Origin of the sequence: Nonomuraea recticatena (assembly GCF_039533245.1) — a bacterium.
Classification (GTDB): Bacteria; Actinomycetota; Actinomycetes; order Streptosporangiales; family Streptosporangiaceae; genus Nonomuraea; species Nonomuraea roseola.
In genome coordinates this window covers 202,922-227,143 of the sequence record NZ_BAAATE010000014.1, presented here as the reverse complement: position 1 = coordinate 227,143, position 24,222 = coordinate 202,922, and the positions used below count along the sequence as shown (strand labels likewise).

Below are 24,222 nucleotides of genomic sequence, written 5' to 3'. Positions count from 1 at the left end.
GCGCCTCGGTCCCAAGCCCTCGCCCCTGGTGTCGGCGGGTGATCCACGATCCGGTCTCGACCGTCCTTACGGTCGCGAAGTCAGCCGCCCACATGTTGGGGTGCCGGTAAGAAACGTGTCATGGGCCCCAAACGAGCGGCTCGCCGGCCTGAGGCGCTTCTCTGGCCAGCGTTGATCTTGTACGAAATCGATCATTTCTGAGACACTCTGCAGCCACAGCCCGGCTCTCGATGTTCGGCCTCGCAATCATGTCTCATAATCCGCGTACGCAACCTATGTTTCACTACCGCCAAGCAAGACCGTTTATGAGACAGCATCCAGATGAGCAGGATCGGCTACGGCAGGGTTTCCACTCGCGACCAGAACCCCGACAGTCAGCGCGACGCCCTCACAGAGGCCGGTTGCGACCGAATCTTCGTCGACAAGGCATCGGGGAAGGTCGATCGACGCCCTGAGCTCGACAAGGCGCTGGACTACCTCAGACCTGGCGACACCTTCGTCATCACCCGCCTGTCGCGCGCCGCCTGTTCGCTGCGCCACCTGTTGGACTTGGCGGCGCAGCTCCGCGAGCGCGAGGTCGACCTGCTGGTGCTGAAGCAGGGCATCGACACCTCCACGCCGGGTGGACGCCTGCAGTTCCACATGTTCGGCGCCTTCGACGAGTTCCTCCGCGAACTCATCGTCGAGGGCACCCTCGAAGGACTGGCCTCGGCCCGTGCACGCGGCCGCGTCGGCGGGCGGCTGGCGGCCCTGGACGCCCACGGGGTGGAGATGGCCCGCGCGCTGTACGAGATGAAGGGCAATGACGGCAAGCGCCGCTACACCGTCCAGCAGATCGCCGACCGGCTCGGCGTCAGCCGCGCCACGATCTACCGCCACCTCAATCCCGACAAGGCGGTCTCGGCGTAGGACTCGCAAGCGCCAAGGTTAAAGATCAAGTCGGCGGAGCGGCGCGGCGGAGCGTACCACCACAAAGGCGAGCAGCCCAAGAGCGGCCAGCGCGAAGACCGCGTTGCCGATGAGGTCCACATACGCGGGTGCGGGGAAACTCGGCGGCTGCGGGAAGCCGTGCCAGGCGTAGGTGACCAGGCCGGCGGCGCTCAGGGCGAACCTGTGCCAGGGGCCCCACCCCATGCGTCGGGACCAGCGCAGGATGAGCAGCGTCATCGTGGCGTAGAGCACGAGGTAGAAGCCGACCGTGATCCACGCGGGCACGACGGACTCCAGCTTGATCCCCACCAGGGCGAGCAAAGTGGGGAGCCAGAACGCCAGCCCGGCCGCGATGGTGATCGCGAAGACGGTCGACGGGCTGGCCGCCGTGGCCGAACGGAGGGGGCGGCGGAATCGAGCGGACAGGAACGCGGCGATGATCAGGGCGACTGCCGTGATCAGCGTCCAGGTGATCTGAGCGGCCGACAGCGGGTAGAGAGCCGGACTGGCCAGGGCGATGGGCACCGCGCCGCCTAGCAGGAACAGGACGGCTGACACGGTGAGGCCGACCTTGCCGAGCCAGGGTGTGTCCGGCCGGCGCGAGCCCGCCTCTACCATCGAGATCGGCACCGCGATGCTCCACACCCCATGGATGGCCAGAACGAACACGGTCCAGTAAGCGCCGATGCCGAGCATCGGAATGAACCCATAATCGAGCAACCGCAACCCGACATAGTCAGGATCGAACAGCGAACGGGTGAGCAGGCCCTCCTCGATCACGGCATAGGCGAGCCCGAGCAGAATGATCCCCGGCCACCCCAGCTGCCACCGGCGGGCCACCTCGCGGATCAGCAGCGCGCCACCGCCGTACAGCGGAATCAGCCCGATGATCATCGGTAGGGCGTTGATGGCGATGTTGCCGAGCAGGTACTCGCCGACCAGCGGCGCAAGAACCAGCAGGCCAAGTGCTGGAAGAATGCGTTTGAACACGTCTGTCCTCACCGGTTGTAGAGCCTGCGTGCCCACAGGTATCCGCCCAGCGCGATGACCGCGCTCCAGAGTGCCGCCGCCGCGAAGCTGGATCCCGCGGGCTGCCCGGCCAGTAGCGCGCGCAGGGTTTCGATGACCGGTGTGAACGGCTGGTGTTCGGCGAACCAGCGCAGCGGGCCCGGCATCGACTCCGGCGGGACTACGCCGCTGCCCAGGAACGGCAGCAGCATCAGCGGCATCGGCAGGTTGCTGGCCGTGGCCACGTTCTTGGTGACCATGCCCAGCGCGGCCGACAGCCAGGTGATGGCGAAGGTGAACATCGCCAGTACGCCGATCACCCCGAGCCAGTCCAGCGCGGAGGCGGCGGGGCGGAAGCCGATCAGCAGGGCCGTCAGCGTCACGGCCGCGATCGCGATGAAGTTCTGGACGAGCGCGCCGAGCACGTGCCCGGTCAGGACCGAGACGCGGGCGATGGCCATGGTCTTGAACCTGGCGACGATGCCCTCGGTCATGTCCACGGCCACCGAGATCGCTGTCCCCTGCGCGGCGCTCGCGATCGTCATGATCATAATGCCGGGGGTGATGTAAGCGGCGTAGGCGGCGCGGTCGCCGCCGATCCCGGCGCCCATGATGCCGCCGAGGACGTAGACGAACAGCAGCAGGAGCACCACTGGGACGCCTGCGTAGGTGAGGATCAGTGTGGGGTAACGCCACATGTGCCTGATCTGGCGGCGCAGCATCGTCGCGGAGTCGGTGATCGCTCTCATCGGGAGGACTCCTCGGTCAGGGCGAGGAAGACGTCGTCCAGGTCGGGTGTGTGCACCGACAGCTCGGCGACGTCGATGGCCTGTGCGTCGAGCCATTCCAGGAGTTTGCGCAGCGTGCTGACGCCGGTGTCGGGGATCTGCACCGTGAGGGACTCCTCATCGCGCGAGGTGGCCCTCAGGTGGGAGGCCGCCCTGCGGTACCCGTCGGGGTCGGCGAAGCGTACGACGACGTGTCCGCCGGGGACCATGCGCTTGAGTTCCGCAGCGGTGCCCTCGGCCACCAGCCGCCCCTGGCTGAGCAGGGCGATGCGGTCGGCGAGTTCGTCGGCCTCGTCCAGGTATTGGGTGGTCAGGAAGATGGTCACGCCGTCCTGCTGGACGAGGTCGCGGACGATCTGCCACATGGTGCGGCGGCTGCGCGAGTCCAGGCCGGTGGTCGGCTCGTCGAGGAAGATGAGCTTGGGCGTGCCGACGAGGGTCATGGCGAGGTCGAGCCGGCGGCGCATGCCGCCGGAGTAGGTGGCCGCGGGCTTGCGCGCGGCGTCGGTGAGGTCGAAGCGTTCCAGCAGTTCGCGGGCGCGCTCGCGTCCGCGGGAGCGGCCGAGGTGGAGCAGGTCGGCCATGAGTCGCAGGTTCTCCTCTCCGGTGAGGAAGCTGTCGACCGCGGAGAACTGGCCGGTGACGCCGATCGCGGCACGTACCTTGTCGGGTTCTGTGGCCAGGTCGTGCCCGGCGACCCGGATCTCGCCGGCGTCGGCCTTGATCAGGGTGGACAGGATCTGCACCGTGGTGGTCTTGCCCGCGCCGTTGGGGCCGAGCAGCGAGAAAACGGTCCCCTGCGGGATGGCGAGGTCGATGCCGTCCAGGACGCGGTGGGTGCCGTAGGACTTACGCAGCCCCGTCACCGAGACGAAGGTCCGCATGGCGTTCACCCTCGATCCCAGGTGACGGGCAGGCTGTGCACGCCGTACACCTGCGAGGGGTCGGTGCGCAGCGACAGCTCTTCAGCCGGTACGGCGAGCCGCAGCGTCGGGAAGCGGTGAAGGAGCGCGGGAAGCGCGACACGCATCTCGATGCGGGCGAGCTGCTGACCGAGGCACTGGTGGATACCGTGGCCGAAGGCGAGATGCCCGGCGGCTGAGCGGCGCAGATCGAGCACGTCGGGGTCGGGGAACCTGGCCGGGTCCCTGTTGGCGGCGTTGATCGAGATGACGACCGTGTCACCCGCCTTGAGCCGCCTGCCGCCGAGCTCCACGTCCTCCAGCACGCCGCGCAGGCCGGTGGCGGCGACGGACAGGTAACGCAGCAGCTCCTCCACGGCGCCGGCGGCCAGGTCGGGGTCGCCGCGCAGGGCGGCGAGCTGGGCCGGGTTGCGCAGCAGGGCGAAGGTGCCGAGCGCGAGCATGTTGGCGGTGGTGTCGAGCCCGGCGCCGAGCAGGAACGCGGCCACGCCGCCGAGTTCCTCGTCGGTCAGGTCGCCGCCGGTGGCCAGGTCGCTGAGCAGGTCGTCGGCCGGCGCGGCCCGCTTGGCGAGCGCGAGCTCCCGCAGATACGTGCCGAGCTCGACGAAGGCGGCGTACTGCACATCAGCGGTCCCGGCGACAGACAGGGCCCGGGCGGAGCTCTGGAACCCGTCGCGATCCTCGTACGGCACGCCGAGCAGCTCGCAGATCATCAGCGCGGGAACCGGCTGCGCGAAGACCTCGACGAGGTCGGCGGGCGGCCCCTGCCGCTCCATCGCGTCGAGCCGCTCACGGGTGATCTCGGTGACCCGCTCGGTGAGCAGGTTCATCCTGCGGACGGTGAACTTGCCCGCCAGAAGCTTGCGGAAGCGGGTGTGCTCGGGTGCGTCCATGCCGGTCAGGTCGCCGACGGGGGCGGGCGGAAGGTGCCCGCCCGCCAGGGGGTGGTAGTGGGTCTCGTAGCGGGAGCTGAACCGGGGGTCGGCGAGGATCTGGCGGACCAGGTCGTATCCGGTGATCATCCAGACGCCGGGGGCGCCCTCGGGCGCGGCAAGGCGGGCGATCGGCTGCTCTGCGCGCAGGGCGGTGAGCGAAGGGGCGGGATCGAAGGGGCACGCGGGTGCGCGGTCCAGGGACACAGTGACCGGCTCCACGCGATAGTTCGCGTTCGACATGATTGAAAGCTACGTTGCTTTCAAAAATTCCGTCAATCCATCGATACGCTCATATGCAGGTCGAGGCCTTTAAATTGATGCGTTGGTGCTGATACTGAATGCAACGATACGTTGCATTGTGTGGCGCCGAACGCAATACTGGCGTCATGCCAGACGGAAGGTTGACCCGGCAGGACCGCCAGCGCATCGCGGCCGGCCTCGCCGAAGGGCGTTCGTACGCCGAGATCGCCAGGCGGCTGGACCGGCCGACCTCGACGATCAGCCGCGAGGTCGGCCGCAACGGCGGTCCCAGCGACTACCGCCCCGAGCGGGCGCACCAGGCGGCGGCGCGGCGGGCACGGCGCGGCACCCCGGCTCGTTCGCCCGGACCCCAGGACCGCACGGTCTTGGAAGTGGAAGAGGGAGCCGTCGAGCTGGCGGTCGGGATGGGCCTGCCGAAGATGGTGGCGCGCGTGCTCATCGGCCTGTGGCTGAGCGAGGACGGCAGGCTCACCGCGGCCGAGCTGTCGCACGGGCTGAACGTCAGTCCCGCCTCGATCTCCATGGCGGTGGGCTACCTGACCCAACAGGGGCTGATCAGGCGCGAACGTGATCCGCAGCGGCGCCGCGACATCTACGTGGTCGACGACGACGCCTGGTACCACTCGACCGTGATCACCGCCCGGCAGACGCTCGCGGCGGCGGAGATCACGAAGGCGGCGGGGCAGGCGCTCGGGCTCGACACGCCCGTGGGACGCCGCCTGGCCAGGGGCGGTACGTTCCTGGAGCGGATCAGCCTGGACGCTCTGGCGTCGGCCGAACGCTGGCGCGACCTCCCGCCGTGATCAGGCGCGCGCAAGGTGGTGACCGCCATTCGCGCGGAAGAGCAGGAGCGGACGCGGCGCCCGTCGTGGGCGGCGTTCGAGCGGCTGGAGGAGTTCATTGCCGCCGCCCCTTAGGGGCCCTCCGCTCCCGAACATGTCCCCAGCCGTCAGGTAGCGGAATGAGAGATCACGATTGCGGTTCGTGATCGTTTCGGAGCGGTGAATGTGGCTGGTTGGAAGGACCTGCAACTCTGGCTAACGGAGGACTCGGTAGCGAAGATGAGCCTCACTCGCGAAGGCTGATGTATCGAGGCGCTCAAGCTCGATGTGCCGCCCAAGGCCTGCGAACAGCGAGATGCCGTCGCCGAGCAGGACCGGCGCAACGTCCAGGTGGAGCTCGTCGACGAGACCGAGCCGCAGGCACTGTCGTGAGATGGTTCCTCCGAGCAGGCTGACCCAGCCGTCCCCGGCCGCTTGCGTGGCCAGCCTGACGGCCTCGTTGATGTCGTCGACGACGAAGTTGTACGTGGTGCCGTCGCGCTCGATCGGCTCATGGGCGCTGTGGGTCATCAGGTAGACCGGGACCTTCAGCATGCCGCCATACGGGATCTCGCCGTCCTCGATGGTCTGGGTCTTGTTCGCGCCGCCGACCACCGCGCCGATCCGGCTCATCACTGTCTCGACGACGGCGTCATCCTCGGGAGCGGAGGGTCGGCCGAACATCCAGTCGACCCCGCCGTCCTCCTTTGCCATGAACCCGTCAAGAGTGATGGTCGCGTGGACGATCACGGTAGCCATAAGCCGCTCCTATCTCCGGGAGGTGAGTCGATCGACTCGCCTCTATTAACCTAATCGTGTTCGTAATGGTGAGTCAAGGAACTCGCCTCGATGAGATACTGAACGGATGACACGTGGACGCTCCTCCTACCACCGTGCGGTGGCCGCGACCAATCGCGAGGCGATCCTCGGCGCCGCCGCGCAGCTCTTCCTGGAGTTCGGGTACGACCGCACGCCACTGGCACGTGTCGCCGAGCGCGCAGGGGTGTCCAAGGCGACGCTCTTCAAGCAGTTCCCGACCAAGGCCGAGCTCTTCGAGGCAACGGTGCTCGCGGCAGGCGGATCGCCGGCTCCGGAACCGGTCGAGATCCCGACCGGCGACCTCTACGCGGGCTTGGTGGTGCTAGGTCGCGCGTATTCGGAACTGTTGACTCGTCCTCGCATGGTCGCCCTGATGCGAACCGTGATCGCCGAATCGCACCACTTCCCCGAACTGCGCGAGCGGACCTTCGACTTCGGCACGCTGCCTGTGCTGCAGGCGCTGGGGCGCTATCTGCGGGAGGCACACTCCGCAGGAAGCGCCGACATCGACGACCCGGATCTGGCATCCGCACAGTTCCTCGGCATGATCGCGTCCGCGATCTTCTGGCCGCGCCTCACGCACGGTACGTGGTCGATCACCAAGGAAGAGCAGTCGCGAGCGGTCGACGAAGCAGCCCGGACGATCGCCGCGCGCTTCGCAACTCCCTGACGTGGTTTCCCGCGCATCGCCGGGGACGAGGTCGTCGGCCTGGCCCTCGTCTCAGGACGGAACATCCGCCGCGGCCCCGGCTATTCGGTCCGCATGGTGGCCCCGCTTGCACTTCACCGCGCCATGCTGGAGCAAAGTACCGACGCTCAGCATAAATGAGCGAAGCACCACACGCAGCGAGTTCCACGCCTCCCCTTCACGCCCGGTGCGGAGGACTGGCGGCACGGCCGCGAGCACGTCCTCACCGTCTGACGTGTGCGGGCCCTACCGCGAGAGTTGCCAGACGCGCGCCGTGCCGTCCTCCGCGCAGGAGGCCAGCGCGGTGCCGTCGTGGTTGAAGGCCGCGAACCGCACCGCGCCGGTGTGGCCGGTAAGGGTTGTGGCTGCGGCTCCCGTGGCACCGTCCCACAGGAAGATCTCGCCGCTCTCGGCGCAGGTGGCCAGGAGTGAGCCGTCAGCGGAGAAGGTCAGGGCGTTGAGCCGGCCGTGGTTGGGCAGCTCCGTGGGCTGCCCGGGCGAGGCCGGGTTCCAGTACCGGAACGGCCCGCCGATGTCGGTGGTGGCCAGGACCGCGGGGTCGGCGGGCCGGAAGGCGACGTTGTAGGCCTCGCCCTCCAGTTCGGCCAGTTGCCCGCCGGTGTCGGTGTCCCACAGCCGGGTGGTGCCATCGCGGCTGGAGGTGGCCGCGAGTTTGCCGTCGTGGCTGATGGAGGCGTCGGTGACGATGTCCAGGTGGCCCTTGAAAGTGTGCAGGAGCTTGCGGTCGCGCACGTCCCACAACCGGGCCGTGCGATCCTCGCTGGGAGTGATGAGCAGGGTGGAGTCGGAGCTGAAGGCGGGGTTCCAGACGATGCCGGTGTGCCCCTTCAGCTTCGCGAGCAGCTTGCCGTCCGGGGTCCACAGCAGGACGACCTCGCCCTTACCGGTGGTGACCAGCACCGAGCCGTCCGGGCTGAACTTCGTGTCCCAGGGAACTTCGTGGCCCCCCAGCTTCTTGAGCATGGCGCCGGTCGTCGGGTTCCACAGCGAAGCCCAGGTCACGCCTGAGGTGACCACCCTGGTCCCGTCCGGATCGAGGGACAGGGAGTCGGAGCCGAGTTCGGCGTCGCCGAAGACGCGCAGCCGTTGGCCGGTGCGCACGTCCCAGGTCGCGAGCATGTCGCCACGGTAGCGGCTGGTGATCACGGACTCGCCGTCCGGGGTGAACAGCGCCTGGCCCGGCTGCCTCTTGTGGTGACCGGTGAAGGTGTGCAGGGCCTTCCACTCCAGAGCGGTCGTCGCCGGACTCGGCGTGCCGGACTGCTGGTCGAGCACGCCGCCGGTTTCCTGCGGGGTCGACGGCTGGGCCTGCGCCGGGCGGGTGGGTGTGTCGTCTCGCAGCAGGATCGCGGCCGTGGCGCCGGCGCCGACCAGCAGGGCGGCGGCTCCGCCGTACAGGAAACCGCGGCGGCGCAGGAGCGCGGGCCCGGCCGGCGGCGCGGCGGGCGACATGGGGTGCGATGCGGCGTATGGGGCGGCGGGAGGTGCGGCCGGCGGGGCCATGGGCGGTCCGGCAGGCAAGGCAGCGGGAGGTGCGGCGAGTGGCCATGTGGGAGGTGTCGCGGCGAGGATCGCCAGCGCCTGGGCGGCGGTCGGGCGGCGGCCCGGATCCCGTTGGAGCAGGGCGTCCAGCAGCGGGGCCAGCGGACCCGTCCGCTCCGGGCGAGGCCGATCGGCGGCCAGGACCGCTGCCAGCGTCGCGACGAGGGTCGGACCCTCGAACGGCGAGCGCCCTTCCAGCGCGGCGTAGAGCGTGGCGCCCAGCGACCACAGGTCGCCCGCCGTGCTCGTACCCTCACCGCGCACCTGCTCCGGCGACAGGAAGGCCGCAGCGCTCACCGGCGCGTCCGGGGCCGTGGAGGAGTGCTCTTCGGCCGAACGGCTGAGGCCGAAGTCGGTCAGGACGAGGCGGGCGTCGGACAGCAGGATGTTGGAGGGCCTGAGACCTTGATGGACGATGCCGGCTTGGTGCGCCTCGACCAGCACGTTCAGGACGTCAACAGCGATCCCGCGCACGTGCGCCATCGGCAGCGGGCCCTCGGCAGCGATCACCTGGGCCAGTGAGCGGCCGGCGAAGTACTCCATGACGATCACCGGACCGTTGTCGGTCGAAACGATGTCGTGGACCGTCGCGATGCAGGGATGGTTGAGCTGAGCCGCCGACTTGACCTCGCGCACGACCCGCTCGTGAACGTGTTCGTCGGCCGTCGGCAGGCGGATCTCCTTGACCGCGACCGTACGACCCATCAGCTCGTCCTGACCGCGCCAGACGCGGCCCATCCCACCTGCGCCGATCTCCTCCATCAAGCGATATCGGCCAGCCACTAAGAGCCCGTTCATGGTCCGCAGTAAACCAGATGCGCGGGATAGGTCGGTCCACTGCCACGTGCCGGGCTCCAGCCCTGGTGTTCCGTCCCAATCATCTGGTGCGGTTGCTCTGTGCTGCCTGCCTCCACCTGCATCTGACACCCGGCAGGGAATGGGTCGGGCCTCGGTACTGGCGAGGTCGCCTATTCCCGCCAGGAACAGCTCCAGGAGCCCAAGACGGCCGCCGACGGCCTAGGCGGCGAGCTCACGACGGCACACCAAGAGCTCGCCACCGACCGGCAACGCCTTGCCGACGAGAGCGACCGGCTGCGCCGGCAGGCCGACCAGGCCCTCCGAACCAAGGCCGAGGCCGCCACCGCGGCCGCAGCCGCCGTGGCGGCCGCGGAGTGGAGCGTGGCGGGGCCCCGCCGCAAGGCCGAGGGATCTTGCCTTTCTACGCGTGCACCGTCGTGATCGGAAGCGACGAGTCGGCGGAGATTTCCAGGGGCGAGGGCGCGATCCCCGCCGCCACCAGGTCGGACCCAGCGTCGCCACCCTCGCCCCGTTGTTCGTCCTGCCTCGTTCCTTACTCCGCTTCGGGTTCTCGCCGCAATGGGTGGGAGCGCAACCGTGGAAGCCATTGCGAGGGCAGCCCGGTGGTCATTCCACAGGCAAGCCCTGGCCGACCTCGGCGCGACCGGCAAGCACACCCGCGCCTACCGGGCACAGACCAAGGGCAAGGTCGAACGCTTCCACCGCACCCTGCTCGACGAATGGGCCTACGTCCGCCCGTACGCCAGCAACGACGAACGCAGCGCGGCTCTGCAAGACCTCCTGCACCCCTACAACCACCACCGCTGCCACACCGCACTCGGAGGGCACCCACCGATCAGCTGCGTCAACAACCTTGCGGATCAATACAGCTAGCCGGGGCGATGTTGTGGCTGCGGCCCAGGATGTTGCCGGGGTCCCACTCCCGCTTCACCTCGGCCAGTCGCGCGTGGTCGGCGGCGGTGTAGGCCGTCGCCGTCCTCGACGGGTCGTACAGGAAGTTCAGGAACGTGCCGCCCATGGCGTGCGGCCGCAGCGCCCTGGCCACCTCCCGCTGGTCTCCTTCCACCTGTTCGCGCTCGTCTGAGCCGTCGAGCACCGAGGTCGCGATCACCGAGAACGGCACCCGCCGATGCCCCACGGGCCCGGCTCCCGGCTCGGGCCTGGCCATCGCGCCGCCCCAGTGCCGCACCTCGATCGCCGTCAGCGTGCCGTCCGCGCTCTTGACGATCGTGTCGATCGCCTCGTCGCTCACCTGATCCAGCAGGTCGATGTGCTGGAGCACGGCCATCGGAGGCGGAGGGGGGCCGCCGAAGGCGGTGGCGGCCTCGGCGAAGCTCATCGTGGCGAACTCTCCGCCCAGCGAGGGCCCGGCCACCTCCAGCAGCGACTCCAGCGCGTGCTCGCCGCCGTCCACGCAGAAGGCCCGGACGGCCAGCACCCAGCCGCGGCCCGGCATGCGCATCAGGATGACCGAGGTGTTCAGCTCGTCCGGCTCGCTCAGCGCCCACTCCCTGTAGCGGGCCAGGGTGTCGGCCGCCCGCTCGAAGGGGAACAGCGCCATCCCCGCGTGCACCGGGCCCACCGGGTGCAGCCTGAACTCCAGCGAGGTCACCACCGCGAAGTTGCCTCCGCCGCCGCGCAGCGCCCAGAACAGCTCCGGGTGCTCGTCGGCGCTGACGGTGACGCTGTGCCCTTCGGCGGTCACGACCTCGGCGCCGATCAGGTTGTCGGCGGCGTAGCCGTGCAGACGCGACAGCCAGCCCGCCCCGCCGCCCAGGGTGTAGCCGGCCACGCCGATCGCGGGGGTGCCGGAGACGGGCGCCAGGCCGTACGGCGCGGCGGCGGCGATGACGTGGGACCAGATCGCGCCCGCGCCCACCCGGGCGGTGCGCCGCTCGGGATCGACCCGCACCGACGCCATCGGTGTCGTCTTGACCAGCACGCCGCCGTCGGCGGGCACCAGCGTGCCGTGCCCGGTGGACTGGACGGCGAACGGCACCTCGCGCTCGCGAGCCGTCAGCAGCGCGGCCCGCACGTCACCGGGGCCGGCCGCCTCGACGACGACGGCCGGCCGGTGATCGACCAGCCGGTTCCACGGCCGCCGCTCCACCTCGTAGCGCTCGTCGCCGGGGGCGTGCACGGCGCCTTCCACTCGTTCACGAAGGTTGTCGTTCATGCTGTCGATCGTCGCCCGGCCCACCCCGCCCGGTCGTCGTCCCATGGAAGGCTCCTTCGCGTACGGCAGGCGAAGTAGCCCCGTCTACCAGCGGCGGGTGACCGCCCCTGGCGGCGCAGGCCGACGGCCCCTACCCGGGAGCCGGCGAGCCCGCCCCACGGCTCAGCGGCAGCACGGGGACGCGCAGCGTGATGGTCCCGGCGGAGGGGAAGCGGAAGGTGACGTCGATCGGGGTGGCGCCGAGCGGCCGGTGGATGCCGACCAGCTCCAGGTGCGGCCGGTCATGGCCCTCCTGCAGGCTGACGGTGCGGCGGGCGGGCAGCGTCACCTCGATCGGCTGCGGCTGCTCGTCCCCCTCGCGGTAGACGACGCTGTCGGCGTGCACGGTGCTGACGCCGTTCAGGACCTGGTCCCTGTCGCTGTTGTTGACCAGCGTCACGTACAGGCCGAGGTCGTCGCCCGTCTTCTGCGCGTCCATGGGCGGGGCCAGGACGTGGGCGTGGATCAGCTGCACCGCGCCGACCTGCCCGTCGACCAGGCCGCCGCGGTCCCACTGGTCGGGGCCGCGTTCCTCGGCGCAGGCAGCGCACACCAGCAGCAGACAGGCCGCCACCACGGCCCGCAGCGCCGCACGCCGTCCGCTCGTTCGATGTGACCTGGTCATGTCGTCCCCTGTGGTCCTGGCGAAGGGTTCAGATGGTGATGAGGCCACTGGCGAGGCCCGCGACGCCGATGACCGCCCCCACGACGGCCACCACGAACAGCACCAGCTCGGCGGGGGAGAAGACCCTCCTGCCGCGTTCGCGCCTGGTGATGATGAACAGGATCGTGCCCGGCGCGTAGATGACGAACGACAGCAGCAGGAACTCCAGCCCCGCCGCGAAGATCAGGAAAGCGGTGTAGACGACGGCCAGCGCCGCCACCACCAGGTCCTTGCGCCGCGCTTGCGCCTCCCTCTCGTAGCCGTCCCTGGTGAGGGTGAGCTTGAGCGCGTACCCGGCGGCCAGCAGGTACGGCACCAGCGACAGCGAGCTGCACAGCTTCAGCGTGAAGGTGAAGGCGTCGTCGGAGAACAGCGTGATCGCCAGCACGGCGGTGATCAGCACGCTGGTCATCACCAGCGCGGCGACCGGCGCGCCCTGCCGGTTCTCGCGCTTGAGGAAGGCCGGCATGTCATCGTCCCTGGCGGCCACGAACAGCACCTCGGCGGCCATGAGGGTCCAGGCCAGGTAGGCGCCGAGCACCGAGACGATGAGCCCGACGCTGATGAGGGCCGCGCCCCAGCCCCCGACCACCGACTCCAGCACTCCTGCCATGGACGGCTGCCGCAGCCCGGTGAGCTCGGCCTTGGACAGGGTGGCGTAGGACAGGATCGTCACCGAGGCGAACAGGGCCAGGACGCTGAGGAAGCCGAGCACGGTGGCCCTGCCGACGTCCTCACGCCTACGGGCGTAGCGGGAGTAGACGCTGGCGCCCTCCACACCCAGGAAGACGAAGACCGTCACCAGCATGGTCGCCTTGACCTGCTCGAACAGCGCTCCGGCCGAGCGTTGCTGCCCGCCCCAGAAGTTGGCGCCGAACACGTCCGCCTTGAAGGTGACGATGAGGATCACCACGAACAGCAGCAGCGGCACGAGCTTCGCGATCGTGACGATCTTGTTGATGGCGGCGGCCTCCTTCACGCCGCGCACGATCATGAAGTGGAAGGCCCACACGCCGACGACCGAGACGGCCACCGCCAGCAGCGTGTCTCCCTCGCCGAACCCCGGCACGGCCGCGCCGACCGTGGACTTGATCAGCACCCAGTACGTGACGTTGCCGACGCAGGCGCTGGCCCAGTAGCCGAAGGCGGAGAAGAAGCCGGGGAACTCGCCGAATCCCGCCTTGGCGTAGGCGTAGACGCCCGCGTTGAGTTCGGGCTTGCGTACGGCGAGCGTCTGGAAGACGAAGGCCAGCATCAGCATGCCGGCTCCGGCGACCGTCCAGGCGATCAGCGCGCCGAGCACGCCGGTGGCCTGGGCGAAGTTGCGGGGCAGCGAGAACACCCCGGCGCCGACCATCGAGCCGACCACCATGGCGGTCAGTGTCAGCAGCGGCAACTTCTGAGCGCTGGAGGTCTGCGCGACCGCGCCGCTCGCGTGCTGGCTCATGTGCTCAGCCGTCCGAGCGTGAAGCCGGTGGGTCAGCGGGCCGCGGCGGCCGACCGGGCGGCCTCGACCGACTCACGCAGGGAGGCCTCGGCCTCCGCGCTGAGCGAGGTCTGGATGATCTCCCCGCCGTAGGGCGCGACCTCGGCGATCACCTTGTCAGGGGTGCTCTGGACGACCAGCAGGAACAGCGTGGCGCTGCCGGGCTGCATGCGCTGGCCCAGGTCCCTCATGAAGGAGTCGTCCACGCCGATGTCGGTCGCCGCGCCGCCGGCCGCTCCGGCGGCCGCGCCCACGGCCATGCCCAGCAGCGGGGCCAGGAACAGCAGGCCGATCAACCCGCCCCACAGGCTGCCCGCCGCCGCGCCGCCGCCGACCGTGCTGCGCAGCTGGTGAAGTTTGATCTTCCCGTCGGGCTTCTTCTCCGCCACCGCGGCGTCGGCGAGCGTGATGAGCTTCTCGCGCTGCATGTCGAGCAGGCGGTCGCGCACCCGCGTGGCGGTCTCGACGTCCGGATAGGCGATGGCGATGAGATTACTCATGAGGTCCCCGATTCTTCGACTGCCCCTGCGCGGGGCCGGTGTCTGGGGGGAGACGTGCGCGCCGCCGTCCGGGCCCCGATCGAGGCCAGCCGCGACGCGCATACGCCATCATTCCGTCTCAAACCCTCCGTCAATCCCTGTGGCGGAGTTCCTTTACCAAAAGGGGCCCGTGGTCACAGCCGTACGGGGTCGGAGACCCTGCGCTCGAGCACCTGCCCCGGCCACTGACCCACCGTGAAGGTCTGCGCGCGCCGGAAACCGCAGCTTTCGTAGTAGCGCACCAACTGCCCGTCGTCACCGGCGTAGCAGTCGACGCGCACGAGGTCCACGCCCTGCTCTCTGGCCTCGTCCACTGCCAGGTCCAGCAGCGCCCTGCCCACGCCGCGCCCGTGGAAGCGCTGGTCGATGACCAGCCCCTGCACGTACAGCTCGGGTTCGTCGGCCGCGCTGACGTACGGCAGCGGCCCGCCGACCGTCATGCACCCGGCCGCCTCGCCGTCGATCACGGCGATGCGCATGCCCTCACCCTCGGCCCAACCGGCCACCTGCCCCACACGCTTGGGGTCGGCGGAGAAGGGCTCGCTGCCCCACTGTCCGGTCCTGCCCTGCGCCACCAGCCACTCGATCGCGCTGTCGAACATCCGCAGCACCGCCGCGACGTCTCCTGGTCCACCTTTGCGAATATCCACGCCGAGATCATAGGGCGCGCGTGCGGGCTACCCGCGCGCGGAGTCTCGCCGCGCTGCCGGCGCCGAGCCGCTCATCGTACGGCCCTGGCCAGCGGGGTGTCGGCCGAGGGGTCGAGCGGCGCCGACAGGAAGACCGGTGCCTGCGCCATGAAGCGCGGCCTGGTGCCGAGGTGCTCCTGGGCGGCGTGCACGGTCAGCGGGTGCACCAGGTAGACCTCGCCCGGCGCGCCCGTGGCGTGGGCCAGCGGCCGGTGCGCGCTGGCCGCCTCGACCAACCGGCTGGCCGCCACGTGCTCGTGGACGCCCTCGCCGAGGGCCGCGATCGAGTCGCGCTGGGAGCCCACCCTGATGCGTGTGGGCGCGTCGTCGGGGCCGACCTCGGAGAACAGGATGAGGATCAGCAGCGTGGCCGAGCGGGCGCTGACCGCCCAGCTGCCGTCCTCGCGCATGACGTTCAGGTCGAGGTGCCAGCCCCTGTCGTCGGCAGGGGGCACCTTGGGGAAGCGGATGGGGATGTTGCCGCAGCTGCCGCTCCTGCGCCAGCCGCCCAGCCCGCACACCTCGTCCAGCGCCCGCGCCAGCTCGGGCGAGTGGATGATCTGGCCGAACGGCCCCTCGCCCGTCAGGTCGGCGGCCCATCGGACGGGCTCGGTCCACCCTGACGGGTCGTCGGGCGTGAGCCCGATCTGCTTCCACAGCAGCGCCTGGGCGGCCAGCCCGACCTCGTCGGAGGCGGCCCGGATCTTGACGAAGCCGTTGGCGACGAAATCCTCGCTGATTGCCATGCAGGTCACGCTAGCAACCGGGTCAATCGTTTTTCGGGGCGAAGGAGCGGCCTGCGAAGTCCTCCTCGTGCAGGGCTTCCGCGGCGGCGTGGCAGGCTCCGCGACCGTCGGCCCTGGCCACCACGCGGGCGGCCCTGACGGCGATCGCGGCCTCGGTGCCGTCGCTGACGGCGCTCAGCCCCGTCGCCGTCGCCAGCTCGCCGCCGTCGTCGAAGACCACCCGCAGGCGCGGCCAGTCCCGCGGCGCGAAGGACTGGCGCAGGCAGTGCCGCAGCTCGGCCAGGACGAGCCTGGCCAGCGGCGCGAGCTCCCCTGGGTCGCCGGTGACCATGGCGAGGGTCACCGGCGCGCCCTGCGGCGCGGCCGGCACCGCCTCCTCGACGGCCTCCAGCCGGTGCACCCCGAGGACGGCCAGCACGCCGTCCTGCTCGAGGGGCGCGGGCTCGCCGCGCAGCGCCTCGGCGGCCTGGGGAGGTGACCACGGCTCGTCGGCGGGGCGCGGCTGCGGAGCCCACGGCAGGTGCGGGGGCGGCCAGGTGTCCTGCAGCTCGAGGCCGGCCAGGCGTTCGCAGGCGCTGACGACGTTGAACGGCTCGACGAAGCCGGGCGCGGCGGCGGCCAGCTGCGCGGCGCCGTACAGAGTGGTCAGCGCCGCCTCGGCGACGCCCACCAGGCGGGCGGGCGGCGTCCGCGGCGAGCCCACCCGCTCCATGGCCAGCCCCAGCAGGATCGCCTGCAGCTTCAGCAGCTGCGCGAACGGCAGCCTGGTGCGCTCGTCGGCGATCACCTCGGCCAGCAGATCCATGCCGAGCCCGGTGCTGCCGTGCCGGTCGTCGGTGGTGAGCGGGAGCCTGGCGACCCAGGCGCGGGCGAAGGCGCCCAGCGCCTGGCCGGGCCGCATGTCCTGCTCGGGCCGTTGCGACTCGGGGGCCTGCTCGGCGAGCTCGGCCAGGACGGCGAAGTACAGGGCCCGCTTGCCGGGGAAGTTGGAGTAGACCGCGCCGCGGGTCAGCCCCGCGCGCTCGGCGATGCCGTCGACCTTGGCCTCGCGAAAACCGCGTTCGGCGAACTCCTGCCTGGCCGCCCTCAGCACCCTGGCCCGGTTGAGCTGTTGCGTCTGCGCCCTGCTGAGCCGCTCCATCGCCCTCCTTCGCGTTGCCGTCCTTCGCGGATCCAAGATACCGTGACCATCCAGATGACATCATCATCTGTTCCTAACATCCACCCCGTGGAGGCCCTCATGATCAGCGGTGTCCCCGAGATCGACCTCACCAGCCCCGACGTCGTCGCGGATCCCTTCACCGCCTACGGCCGCGCCCGTGAGCAGGGACCGCTGGCCCGTGTCAGCGCCCCCGGCTTCTCCCTGTGGGTGCTGACCCGCTACGACGACGCCAGGGCCATGCTCAACGACCCCCGCTTCGAGATCACCTCCGGCAGTTTCACCCCGCCGCCCGGCATCCCCGAGGACTGCCTGCCGTACATGAGGACCATGACCGAGATGGCGGCACCGGAGCACCTGCGCCTGCGCAGGCTCGTCGCCCCCGCCTTCACCGCCAGGCGCGCCGCCGACTTCAGGCCACGCCTCGAACCCCTCGTCGAGGCGCTCCTCGACGACCTGCCCCGCCATCAGGTCGACGACGGCGCCGTCGACCTGATGGCGCACTTCGCGGCCCCCCTGCCGATCGACGTCATCTGCGAGCTGGTCGGCGTCCCCGACGCCGACCGCCCCCGCTGGCGCGAGTACGGCGCCGCCGTGGCCGCCGGCTCGGGACAGAGATTCGGCGAGGCCATCCCCGCCGTCCTGGAGGGAGCCAGGGCCGCCATCGCGCGCAGGCGGGCCGAACCCGGCGACGACCTGCTCACCGACCTCATCAGGGCCCAGGACGACGACGGCGGCAGGCTCAGCGACACCGAGATGGTCACCATGGTCTGGAACCTCGTCCTGGCCGGGCAGACCCCGATCAACCTCATCGCCAACGCCGTCCACGTGCTGCTGTCCCACCCTGACCACCTGGCCAGGCTGCGCGCGGAGCCGGAACTCATGCCCCGCGCGGTGGAAGAGCTCATGCGCTGGTGCGGCCCCATGCTGCTGTCGATTCCCCGCTACGCCCGCGAGGACGTCGAGCTGTTCGGCACCCTCGTCCACAAGGGCGAGGCCGTCAGCGCCTCCATCGCCGGGGCCAACCGCGATCCTCGGGCCTTCACCGACCCCGAGACTCTCGATCTGGGCAGGCCCGCCGGCACCGCGCCCCACCTCGGCTTCGCCCACGGCCCGCACTTCTGCCTCGGCGCCTCCCTGGCCCGCGTCCAGACCGAGGTCGCCCTGACCGCGCTGCTGCGCCGCTATCCCGGCCTGGCCCTGGCCGCCGCGCCGCACGAGGCGCGGCGCGTCCCCGACCCCGGCACCTGGCGGCTGTTCACGCTGCCGGTCACCCTCTGACCGCGGTGGCTCGCATCGCCAACCCGCTGACCTGCACCTTCTGCGGCAAGAACCAGCAGCAGGTCAAAAAGCTCATCGCAGGACCCGGCCGCATCTGCATCTGCGACGAATGCGTCGAGCTGTGCAACGAGCTCATCGCCGAAGACCTGCCGCCCGAAGCCGGCGAGCGCGCTCCGCTGCCCAGGCCGCGCGAGATCCACGACTTCCTCGACCAGTACGTCATCGGGCAGGACGCCGCCAAGATGACCCTCTCGGTGGCCGTCTACAACCACTACAAGCGCATCAACGCCACCCCCTCAGGCCACGACCCCGTCGAGCTCGGCAAGTCCAACATCCTGCTCATCGGCCCCACCGGCAGCGGCAAGACCTACCTCGTCCAGACCCTGGCCCGCCTGCTCGACGTCCCCTTCGCCATCGCCGACGCCACCGCCCTCACCGAGGCCGGCTACGTCGGCGAGGACGTCGAGAACATCCTGCTCAAGCTCCTGCGGGCCGCCGACGACGACGTCGCCAAGGCCGAGCGCGGCATCGTCTACATCGACGAGATCGACAAGGTCGGCCGCAGGAGCGAGAACCCGTCGACCACGCGCGACGTCTCGGGCGAGGGCGTCCAGCAGGCGCTGCTGAAGATGCTGGAGGGCAGCGTCGCCTCCGTGCCGCCCCAGGGCGGCCGCAAGCACCCGCAGCAGGACTTCATCCAGATCGACACCACCAACGTGCTGTTCATCGTCGGCGGCGCCTTCGCCGGCCTCGAGCAGATCATCGACCGGCGGGCAGGCGATCACGGCTCGGGCTTCAACGCGGCGCCGCGCATCGGGCCGCGCGACAGCCTCGCCGACGTCATGCCCTCTGACCTGCTGAGCTTCGGGTTGATCCCAGAGTTCGTCGGCAGGCTGCCGGTGGTGACGACCCTCCAGCCCATGGACGCGACGGCGCTGCGGCGCATCCTCACCGAGCCGCGCAACGCGCTGGTCAAGCAGTACCAGCGCCTGTTCGAGCTCGACGGCGTGGAGCTGGAGTTCACCCCTGGTGCGATCGAGGCGCTGGCCGAGCAGGCGCTGCTGCGCCGTACCGGCGCCAGGGCGGCCAGGGCGGTGGTGGAGGAGGTCCTGCTCAACGTGATGTTCGAGGTGCCGAGCCTGGAAGAGGTGGGCAAGGTGCTGGTCACCCGCGACACCGTCCTCGAGCACGTCAACCCGACCCTGGTGCCGCGCGAGCAGCTCTCACGCGAGCGCCGCGACCGATCCGCCTGACGCGTCGTCGTGATCGGCCTCATCGCCGCCGCCCCCGTGGGCGCGCCGCTGTCCGTCGCGGCCCGCCGCGGGCTGCCGGTCTCGCGCAGGGGCGCTCACGCCATCGTCGGCAGGCTGCGCTCCAGACCGGTGACGTGCAACAGCCTGGTCATGTACGGCCTGGCCCCCGTCAGCATCAGGGTGACGCCCTGCGCGCGGGCGCGGTGATGGATGCCGACCAGGACGGCAAGGCCGGTGGCGTCGCAGAACGTCACCTCTGACAGGTCCAGGACCAGCACGTTCGTGCTGTAGCGCAGTGCGCTGAGCAGGCGCAGGCGCAGCGCCTTGCTGGTGAAGATGTCGATCTCGCCGGACAGGCGGACGGTGGTGGGAGCCGAAGGGCCGGCCCTTCCTGGAGGGGCGACGGCGGTGGCGGTCATGGGTTTCTCCGATCGGGAGGGCAGGACGAAGGGGCGCCGGGTGAGCAGCGGGCGATCACGTTCGCGCGACCGGTGCTGCTGCGAGGCGGACAGCGGTCAGGTGCCCGCCCTCGTTCTCCCAGCCGGCTGGGCCCTCTTCCTCGTCCAGTTGTGTGTCTGAGTCCGGCCGTGTGTCTGGCGCCGACCGTGTGTCTGATGGCGCGTTCTGTGCGGGCAGGTGAGCGATGGTGAGGAGCTCGGAGGGCCACATGCCGTCCGTGTCCTGGGCGGCGAGGGTGAGCGCGGCCTCGGCGGGACCCTCCCCGGTCTCCGGCGGGATGACGAGCAACGTCACGGGCTCCACGCCGGACAGGATCAGTGTGATCAGCAGGGGATCGGTGCTGAGGAACCAGCCGACCTTGACCTGGCGGCCGGGCGCGGGCACCCGGCGGGGAAGGTCGTTCCAGGCGTCCCTGTGCACGCCGACGCGCAGCGTGGTCTTGTCGAACCGCTCGTCGACGGCGGAGATGAGCGCGGGCAGCTCGGCGGCGGCGTCACGCGAGTGCGGCCACCAGGCACCGTCGACGGTGCCCTGCCGCTTCATGGCGGGGTTCAGGCTCAGGCGGAGCGCGGAGTCGGCGACGTCCGGCGGAGACTGGGTAAGGAGTTTCGGCGTCATGGTCGCCCGTCCGGGCCCCTGCTGAGGGGCCGCATGCGGTGGATCGCCGCGGGCGACGCCAACCTGAATGCCAACGCACGAAATGTCCTCGGTATCTCCAGTCTACCTCTCGCACGCCGATCCGGCTGGTCCTGGCCCCGTCCGGATTGACTCCTTCAGCAGGCGCGGAACCGCTCGACCAGCCGCCGGACGGCACGCTGGGGGCAGGCCAACCACCCCGGGCACGCCGAGCCGGGGGAGCGGGGGTGGGTCAGGTGTTGCGGGTCAGACGAGGGCGAGCTGGTCGGCCTGCGGTGGGCGGGGCGCGGGGGAGGGGGCGGGGCCGCAGCTCATGCCGTACGCCTGGGCCAGCTGGGCGATCTGACCGGTGATGCGTGACTCGTAGCCGGGCGCAGGCATGCCCGCCTTGTCATACAGCTCCGCATAGCGTTCGACCAGCGCAGGATGTGCCTGTTCCAGCCAGGTGAGGTACCACTGCCGGGTGCCGTGCGGCAGGCGCAGCACCACCGGCTCCACCCCCGTGGCCCCCGCGGCGGCGATGCGCCGTACGGTGGCGGCCAGTTGGTCGGCGGCGTCGCTCAGCAGCGGCAGCACCGGCGCCATCAGCACCCTGCACTCCACGCCCGCCTCGGCGAGGGCCGCCACCAGCTCCAGGCGGCGCTGCGCGGTCGGCGCGCCGGGCTCGACCGCGCGGCGGATCTGCTCGTCGACGAAGGCGATCGAGACCGCCACCCGCGCCCCCGCGGACCGCAGCAGGGCCGCGTCGCGCAGCACCAGAGGGCTCTTGGTGTAGACGGTGAAGGGCACACCGGCCTCGGCCAGCGCGGCGATCAGTGGCGGCATCAGGTGGTAGGTGAGCTCGGCCTCCTGGTAGCAGTCGCCGCCCACGCCGATCGCGACAGGCTCGCCCTGCCAGCGCGTCAGCTCGGCGCGCAGGCGCGGCGCGGCGTTGGCCTTGACCACGATGCGGGTGTCGAAGTCGCGCCCTGCGTCGAGACCGAGACCCCGATGCGGGCGCCTGGCGCCGCACCCTCTGCAGGCGTGCGCACACCCTCTGTAGGGGCTGACGGCCCAGCGTTCGGTGATGCCCGCGGTCGCGGGCACCTTCTCGATCATCGTGCGAGCCTGCGTCTCGTAGAACGCTCCGCGGGCGAGCGCGCGGCGCTCGATCGCCGGGCGCTCGTCGGCGACGTCCACGAGCGAAAGCGCGTCCCAACCCACACCCCACATAGAACACGCATTCGACAGCGGTTTCAAGCGGATCCGGGATTCCGGCTCCGCTAAAGTGGCACGTGCGTACCACTTTTTCGTGAAAGGGTCCCCTATGGCCTGGCTCCTGCTGTTCGGCGCCATCGCGACCGAGGTCGTGGCGACCTCGGCGCTCAAACTCAGCAACGGCTTCTCCCACCTGGGCTGGAGCGTCGTGGTGGCCGTCGGCTACGTCGCCTCCTTCGTGCTGCTGGCGCAGGTGCTCAAGCTCCACATGGACGTCGGCACCGCCTACGCCGTCTGGTCGGGCGTGGGCACCGCGGCCATCGCCCTCATCGGCGCGCTGTTCCTCGGCGAGAGCCTCACTCTGGTGAAGGTCGCCGGCATCCTGCTCATCGTCGGCGGTGTGGTCGTGCTCAACCTGGCGGGCGGGCATTGACCGCCACCCAGCCGCGCGGCCTGCGCCGCAGGGCCGCCCTACTGGCGGCCGCCGTCGACCTGCTCACCGAGGGCGGCTTCGCGGCCGTCACCCACCGCGCGGTCGCCCAGCGCGCGCAGCTGCCGCTGGCGGCCACCACCTACTACTTCACCTCGCGCGATCACCTGCTGGCCGAGGCCTTCGCCTGCCTGGTGGACAGCGAACTGGCCGCCACCCGCGCATGGGTGGCCGACCACGGCCTGGAGCAGATCATCGACGAGGTCGCCGACGCCGACCGTGGGCGTCAGCTGGCCCTGTGGGAGCTGTACGTGCACGCCGGGCGCGATCCCGCCCTCCAGCAACTCGCCAGGCGCTGGACCGACGGATGCGTCGCCATCGTCGCCGACGCGCTCGGCCTGCCCGCCCACGACCCCACCGCGCGGCTGATCTACACGACGGTCACGGCGCAGTGGCTGGAGCACGTCGTGGAACAGCGTCCCGTCGCCGACGCCCGCGCCCTGCTCGCCCTGGCCCTGCGCGCCGTACCCCCTCGCCCTGACACTCAGGGCACGACGAGCGCCTCCGGGGATTGAGCCGCCTACGGCGGCGTGGGAGGCGCCTCAGCCGGGGAGTGTGGGCGCCGGCCGCCGCCTCGTCGAGGCGGCCGGCGCCGCTGCAGGCAGGCACTCAGGGTGAGCAGCGTTCAGCTCGTTCATCATCCGCGTATGCCACCCATCACCGGAACCGTTCCCGGTTCGTGGGCTCAGCCATTCACGAAGGAGAGGCTGGTCGCGTCGTACCGGGTGCCCGCGACCTGGTCGGGCGGGGCGGCGGCCTCGATGGCGGCGAGGTCCTCGCCGGACAGCTCGACGTCCAGGGCCGCGAGGTTCTCCTCCAGGTACTGCCGCCGCCGGGTGCCGGGGATCGGCACCACGTCCTCGCCCCGGTACTGCATCCAGGCCAGGGCGAGCTGGCCGGCGGTGACCCCCTTCGCCGCGGCCAGCTCGTTCAGCTTCGCGACGATCGCCAGATTCCGTTCGAGGTTGCCGTCGGCGAAACGCGGCTGGCTGCGCCGTACGTCGCTCTCCTCCAGCCCCTCGACCGAGTTGTAGCGGCCGGTCAGGAAGCCGCGCCCGAGCGGGGAGAAGGGGACCAGCCCGATGCCGAGCTCACGGCAGACCGGGGCGATCTCCGCCTCCAGGTCGCGGGTCCACAGCGACCACTCGCTCTGCAGCGCGGCGATCGGATGCACCGCGTGCGCCCGCCGGATGGTCGGCGCCCCGGCCTCGGACAGCCCGAGGTGACGGACCTTCCCCTCCCGCACCAGCTCGGCCATGGCGCCGACGGTCTCCTCGATCGGCACCTGCGGATCGACCCGGTGCTGGTAGTACAGATCGATGTGGTCGACCCCGAGCCGGCGCAGCGACGCCTCGCAAGCCTGCCGCACATAGGCGGCGTCACCGCGGACCCTGGTGGGTTCGCCCAGACGGTTGGCGAAGCCGAACTTCGTGGCCAGCACCACCTCGTCGCGGCGCCCTGCGACGGCCCGTCCGATCAACTCCTCGTTGTGCCCGGCGCCGTAGAAGTCGGCGGTGTCGAGAAAGGTCACCCCGAGGTCGAGGGCGTGCCGCAGGGTCGCGATCGACTGCGCGTCGTCCGTGGCACCGTAGCCGTGGCTCATGCCCATGCACCCCAGGCCCTGCGCGGAGACCGCCAGTTCGCCCAGGTACCGGGTGGGGACGTTGTTCATGCTGCTGCCTCCTGGCTCGGAACCGTCTTCTGCCCAGGGACGCTAGGGCTTCGAGCGCGCTCCAAGTCAACCGCCGAGCAACTGCCCATCGAATGGGAGCAGGTGCAGAACCGCATCGCCCAAGAACGCGGCTCGGATCGAGGGTCTGCCGCCCGCGAGTAGCCGCAGGTGAGTCTTACGA

At 70.6% G+C, this 24,222-nt stretch carries 24 protein-coding genes and 1 pseudogene; 8 read left to right on the top strand and 17 right to left on the bottom strand.

From position 1 onward, the window contains the following. The first annotated feature begins 321 nt into the window (after window positions 1-321). Window positions 322-909, top strand: coding sequence for a recombinase family protein (locus tag ABFX50_RS26410; RefSeq protein WP_346150029.1), 588 nt, complete (start codon window positions 322-324; stop codon window positions 907-909). An 18-nt stretch (window positions 910-927) separates the two neighbouring features. Here ABFX50_RS26410 and ABFX50_RS26405 read toward each other — a convergent pair whose 3' ends face one another. The 4 genes from ABFX50_RS26405 to ABFX50_RS26390 are packed head-to-tail and all read right to left on the bottom strand — an operon-like array spanning window position 928 to window position 4,824. Further along, the gene (locus ABFX50_RS26405) at window positions 928-1,932 is read right to left on the bottom strand and encodes a hypothetical protein (protein WP_346150028.1); all 1,005 of its coding nucleotides are present in this window, start codon (window positions 1,930-1,932) and stop codon (window positions 928-930) included. After that, complete coding sequence (locus ABFX50_RS26400; RefSeq protein ID WP_346150027.1) at window positions 1,929-2,687, bottom strand: ABC transporter permease; 759 nt, start codon at window positions 2,685-2,687, stop codon at window positions 1,929-1,931. Before ABFX50_RS26400 ends, ABFX50_RS26405 begins: the two co-directional genes overlap by 4 nt. Then, the gene (locus tag ABFX50_RS26395; protein ID WP_346150026.1) at window positions 2,684-3,610 is read right to left on the bottom strand and encodes an ATP-binding cassette domain-containing protein; all 927 of its coding nucleotides are present in this window, start codon (window positions 3,608-3,610) and stop codon (window positions 2,684-2,686) included. The genes ABFX50_RS26400 and ABFX50_RS26395 overlap by 4 nt, the downstream gene beginning before the upstream one ends. Before the next feature lie 5 nt (window positions 3,611-3,615). Continuing rightward, window positions 3,616-4,824 (bottom strand): cytochrome P450, encoded by a 1,209-nt coding sequence (locus tag ABFX50_RS26390; RefSeq protein ID WP_346150025.1) that lies wholly within the window; start codon window positions 4,822-4,824, stop codon window positions 3,616-3,618. A 146-nt stretch (window positions 4,825-4,970) separates the two neighbouring features. Between ABFX50_RS26390 and ABFX50_RS26385 the strand changes: the two genes are divergently transcribed. Beyond that, window positions 4,971-5,648: a GbsR/MarR family transcriptional regulator gene (locus ABFX50_RS26385; RefSeq protein ID WP_346150024.1), complete on the top strand. Its 678-nt coding sequence runs from the start codon at window positions 4,971-4,973 to the stop codon at window positions 5,646-5,648. Window positions 5,649-5,882: 234 nt separating this feature from the next. Here the strand turns inward: ABFX50_RS26385 and ABFX50_RS26380 are convergent, their stop codons facing one another. Beyond that, window positions 5,883-6,425 (bottom strand): dihydrofolate reductase family protein, encoded by a 543-nt coding sequence (locus ABFX50_RS26380; protein ID WP_346150023.1) that lies wholly within the window; start codon window positions 6,423-6,425, stop codon window positions 5,883-5,885. Window positions 6,426-6,564: 139 nt separating this feature from the next. Here ABFX50_RS26380 and ABFX50_RS26375 point away from each other — a divergent pair, with 139 nt between their 5' ends. Further along, entirely contained in the window at window positions 6,565-7,155 is a 591-nt protein-coding gene (locus ABFX50_RS26375; protein ID WP_283135936.1) for a TetR/AcrR family transcriptional regulator, read from the top strand. Between the two features lie 264 nt (window positions 7,156-7,419). On the opposite strand, the gene ABFX50_RS26370 is transcribed toward ABFX50_RS26375, so the two are convergent. Further along, window positions 7,420-9,498, bottom strand: a complete 2,079-nt coding sequence (locus tag ABFX50_RS26370) for a WD40 repeat domain-containing serine/threonine protein kinase (RefSeq protein WP_346150022.1) — start codon at window positions 9,496-9,498, stop codon at window positions 7,420-7,422. A gap of 693 nt (window positions 9,499-10,191) precedes the next feature. Here ABFX50_RS26370 and ABFX50_RS26365 point away from each other — a divergent pair. Then, window positions 10,192-10,428 (top strand): annotated as a pseudogene (locus ABFX50_RS26365) (integrase core domain-containing protein); the annotation flags it as partial. Here ABFX50_RS26365 and ABFX50_RS26360 read toward each other — a convergent pair. The 7 genes from ABFX50_RS26360 to ABFX50_RS26330 all read right to left on the bottom strand — a co-directional run bounded on the left by ABFX50_RS26360 (window position 10,400) and on the right by ABFX50_RS26330 (window position 17,035). Next, entirely contained in the window at window positions 10,400-11,776 is a 1,377-nt protein-coding gene (locus ABFX50_RS26360) for an FAD-binding oxidoreductase (RefSeq protein WP_346150021.1), read from the bottom strand. The pseudogene ABFX50_RS26365 and the gene ABFX50_RS26360 sit on opposite strands and share 29 nt — an antisense overlap. An 85-nt stretch (window positions 11,777-11,861) precedes the next feature. After that, the gene (locus ABFX50_RS26355; RefSeq protein ID WP_346150020.1) at window positions 11,862-12,395 is read right to left on the bottom strand and encodes a copper chaperone PCu(A)C; all 534 of its coding nucleotides are present in this window, start codon (window positions 12,393-12,395) and stop codon (window positions 11,862-11,864) included. Between the two features lie 28 nt (window positions 12,396-12,423). Continuing rightward, the gene (locus ABFX50_RS26350; RefSeq protein WP_346150019.1) at window positions 12,424-13,881 is read right to left on the bottom strand and encodes a basic amino acid/polyamine antiporter; all 1,458 of its coding nucleotides are present in this window, start codon (window positions 13,879-13,881) and stop codon (window positions 12,424-12,426) included. A gap of 32 nt (window positions 13,882-13,913) precedes the next feature. Continuing rightward, the gene (locus ABFX50_RS26345) at window positions 13,914-14,420 is read right to left on the bottom strand and encodes a DUF1269 domain-containing protein (protein ID WP_183645259.1); all 507 of its coding nucleotides are present in this window, start codon (window positions 14,418-14,420) and stop codon (window positions 13,914-13,916) included. A gap of 173 nt (window positions 14,421-14,593) precedes the next feature. Next, window positions 14,594-15,109, bottom strand: coding sequence for a GNAT family N-acetyltransferase (locus ABFX50_RS26340; protein ID WP_346150018.1), 516 nt, complete (start codon window positions 15,107-15,109; stop codon window positions 14,594-14,596). Window positions 15,110-15,180: 71 nt separating this feature from the next. Further along, window positions 15,181-15,894 carry a phytanoyl-CoA dioxygenase family protein gene (locus ABFX50_RS26335; RefSeq protein WP_346150017.1) on the bottom strand — a complete coding sequence of 238 codons (714 nt, stop codon included), beginning with the start codon at window positions 15,892-15,894 and terminating at the stop codon, window positions 15,181-15,183. A gap of 22 nt (window positions 15,895-15,916) precedes the next feature. Next, on the bottom strand, window positions 15,917-17,035 hold the full coding sequence (locus tag ABFX50_RS26330) for a TetR/AcrR family transcriptional regulator (protein ID WP_346150016.1): 1,119 nt from the start codon (window positions 17,033-17,035) through the stop codon (window positions 15,917-15,919). Window positions 17,036-17,134: 99 nt separating this feature from the next. Between ABFX50_RS26330 and ABFX50_RS26325 the strand changes: the two genes are divergently transcribed. Then, window positions 17,135-18,334: a cytochrome P450 family protein gene (locus ABFX50_RS26325; protein ID WP_346150015.1), complete on the top strand. Its 1,200-nt coding sequence runs from the start codon at window positions 17,135-17,137 to the stop codon at window positions 18,332-18,334. 5 nt (window positions 18,335-18,339) lie between these two features. Then, on the top strand, window positions 18,340-19,587 hold the full coding sequence (gene clpX / locus ABFX50_RS26320) for an ATP-dependent Clp protease ATP-binding subunit ClpX (protein WP_346150014.1): 1,248 nt from the start codon (window positions 18,340-18,342) through the stop codon (window positions 19,585-19,587). Window positions 19,588-19,682: 95 nt separating this feature from the next. Here the strand turns inward: clpX and ABFX50_RS26315 are convergent, their stop codons facing one another. The 3 genes from ABFX50_RS26315 to ABFX50_RS26305 form a co-directional block, all read right to left on the bottom strand. Next, window positions 19,683-20,006 (bottom strand): STAS domain-containing protein, encoded by a 324-nt coding sequence (locus ABFX50_RS26315; protein WP_346150013.1) that lies wholly within the window; start codon window positions 20,004-20,006, stop codon window positions 19,683-19,685. A gap of 55 nt (window positions 20,007-20,061) precedes the next feature. After that, window positions 20,062-20,664 (bottom strand): DUF5994 family protein, encoded by a 603-nt coding sequence (locus ABFX50_RS26310; RefSeq protein ID WP_346150012.1) that lies wholly within the window; start codon window positions 20,662-20,664, stop codon window positions 20,062-20,064. Window positions 20,665-20,928: 264 nt separating this feature from the next. Next, entirely contained in the window at window positions 20,929-21,894 is a 966-nt protein-coding gene (locus ABFX50_RS26305; RefSeq protein WP_346150011.1) for a radical SAM protein, read from the bottom strand. A gap of 94 nt (window positions 21,895-21,988) precedes the next feature. Between ABFX50_RS26305 and ABFX50_RS26300 the strand changes: the two genes are divergently transcribed. Further along, complete coding sequence (locus ABFX50_RS26300) at window positions 21,989-22,312, top strand: DMT family transporter (RefSeq protein WP_346150010.1); 324 nt, start codon at window positions 21,989-21,991, stop codon at window positions 22,310-22,312. Then, the gene (locus tag ABFX50_RS26295) at window positions 22,309-22,884 is read left to right on the top strand and encodes a TetR/AcrR family transcriptional regulator (protein ID WP_346150009.1); all 576 of its coding nucleotides are present in this window, start codon (window positions 22,309-22,311) and stop codon (window positions 22,882-22,884) included. The genes ABFX50_RS26300 and ABFX50_RS26295 overlap by 4 nt, the downstream gene beginning before the upstream one ends. 170 nt (window positions 22,885-23,054) lie before the next feature. Here ABFX50_RS26295 and ABFX50_RS26290 read toward each other — a convergent pair whose 3' ends face one another. Next, entirely contained in the window at window positions 23,055-24,041 is a 987-nt protein-coding gene (locus ABFX50_RS26290; protein ID WP_346150008.1) for an aldo/keto reductase, read from the bottom strand. Window positions 24,042-24,222: the final 181 nt, after the last annotated feature.

Bases quoted from the DNA above. Each gene is read 5' to 3' on its own strand.
- ABFX50_RS26395 (WP_346150026.1), bottom strand. From the start codon at position 3,610: ATGCGGACCTTCGTCTCGGTGACGGGGCTGCGTAAGTCCTACGGCACC.
- ABFX50_RS26355 (WP_346150020.1), bottom strand. From the start codon at position 12,395: ATGACCAGGTCACATCGAACGAGCGGACGGCGTGCGGCGCTGCGGGCC.
- ABFX50_RS26330 (WP_346150016.1), bottom strand. From the start codon at position 17,035: ATGGAGCGGCTCAGCAGGGCGCAGACGCAACAGCTCAACCGGGCCAGG.
- ABFX50_RS26305 (WP_346150011.1), bottom strand. From the start codon at position 21,894: ATGTGGGGTGTGGGTTGGGACGCGCTTTCGCTCGTGGACGTCGCCGAC.
- ABFX50_RS26315 (WP_346150013.1), bottom strand. From the start codon at position 20,006: ATGACCGCCACCGCCGTCGCCCCTCCAGGAAGGGCCGGCCCTTCGGCT.
- ABFX50_RS26345 (WP_183645259.1), bottom strand. From the start codon at position 14,420: ATGAGTAATCTCATCGCCATCGCCTATCCGGACGTCGAGACCGCCACG.
- ABFX50_RS26300 (WP_346150010.1), top strand. From the start codon at position 21,989: ATGGCCTGGCTCCTGCTGTTCGGCGCCATCGCGACCGAGGTCGTGGCG.
- ABFX50_RS26370 (WP_346150022.1), bottom strand. From the start codon at position 9,498: ATGGAGGAGATCGGCGCAGGTGGGATGGGCCGCGTCTGGCGCGGTCAG.
- ABFX50_RS26290 (WP_346150008.1), bottom strand. From the start codon at position 24,041: ATGAACAACGTCCCCACCCGGTACCTGGGCGAACTGGCGGTCTCCGCG.
- ABFX50_RS26310 (WP_346150012.1), bottom strand. From the start codon at position 20,664: ATGACGCCGAAACTCCTTACCCAGTCTCCGCCGGACGTCGCCGACTCC.
- ABFX50_RS26385 (WP_346150024.1), top strand. From the start codon at position 4,971: ATGCCAGACGGAAGGTTGACCCGGCAGGACCGCCAGCGCATCGCGGCC.
- ABFX50_RS26380 (WP_346150023.1), bottom strand. From the start codon at position 6,425: ATGGCTACCGTGATCGTCCACGCGACCATCACTCTTGACGGGTTCATG.
- ABFX50_RS26410 (WP_346150029.1), top strand. From the start codon at position 322: ATGAGCAGGATCGGCTACGGCAGGGTTTCCACTCGCGACCAGAACCCC.
- ABFX50_RS26335 (WP_346150017.1), bottom strand. From the start codon at position 15,894: ATGGCAATCAGCGAGGATTTCGTCGCCAACGGCTTCGTCAAGATCCGG.
- ABFX50_RS26360 (WP_346150021.1), bottom strand. From the start codon at position 11,776: ATGGGACGACGACCGGGCGGGGTGGGCCGGGCGACGATCGACAGCATG.
- ABFX50_RS26390 (WP_346150025.1), bottom strand. From the start codon at position 4,824: ATGTCGAACGCGAACTATCGCGTGGAGCCGGTCACTGTGTCCCTGGAC.
- ABFX50_RS26350 (WP_346150019.1), bottom strand. From the start codon at position 13,881: ATGAGCCAGCACGCGAGCGGCGCGGTCGCGCAGACCTCCAGCGCTCAG.
- ABFX50_RS26400 (WP_346150027.1), bottom strand. From the start codon at position 2,687: ATGAGAGCGATCACCGACTCCGCGACGATGCTGCGCCGCCAGATCAGG.
- ABFX50_RS26325 (WP_346150015.1), top strand. From the start codon at position 17,135: ATGATCAGCGGTGTCCCCGAGATCGACCTCACCAGCCCCGACGTCGTC.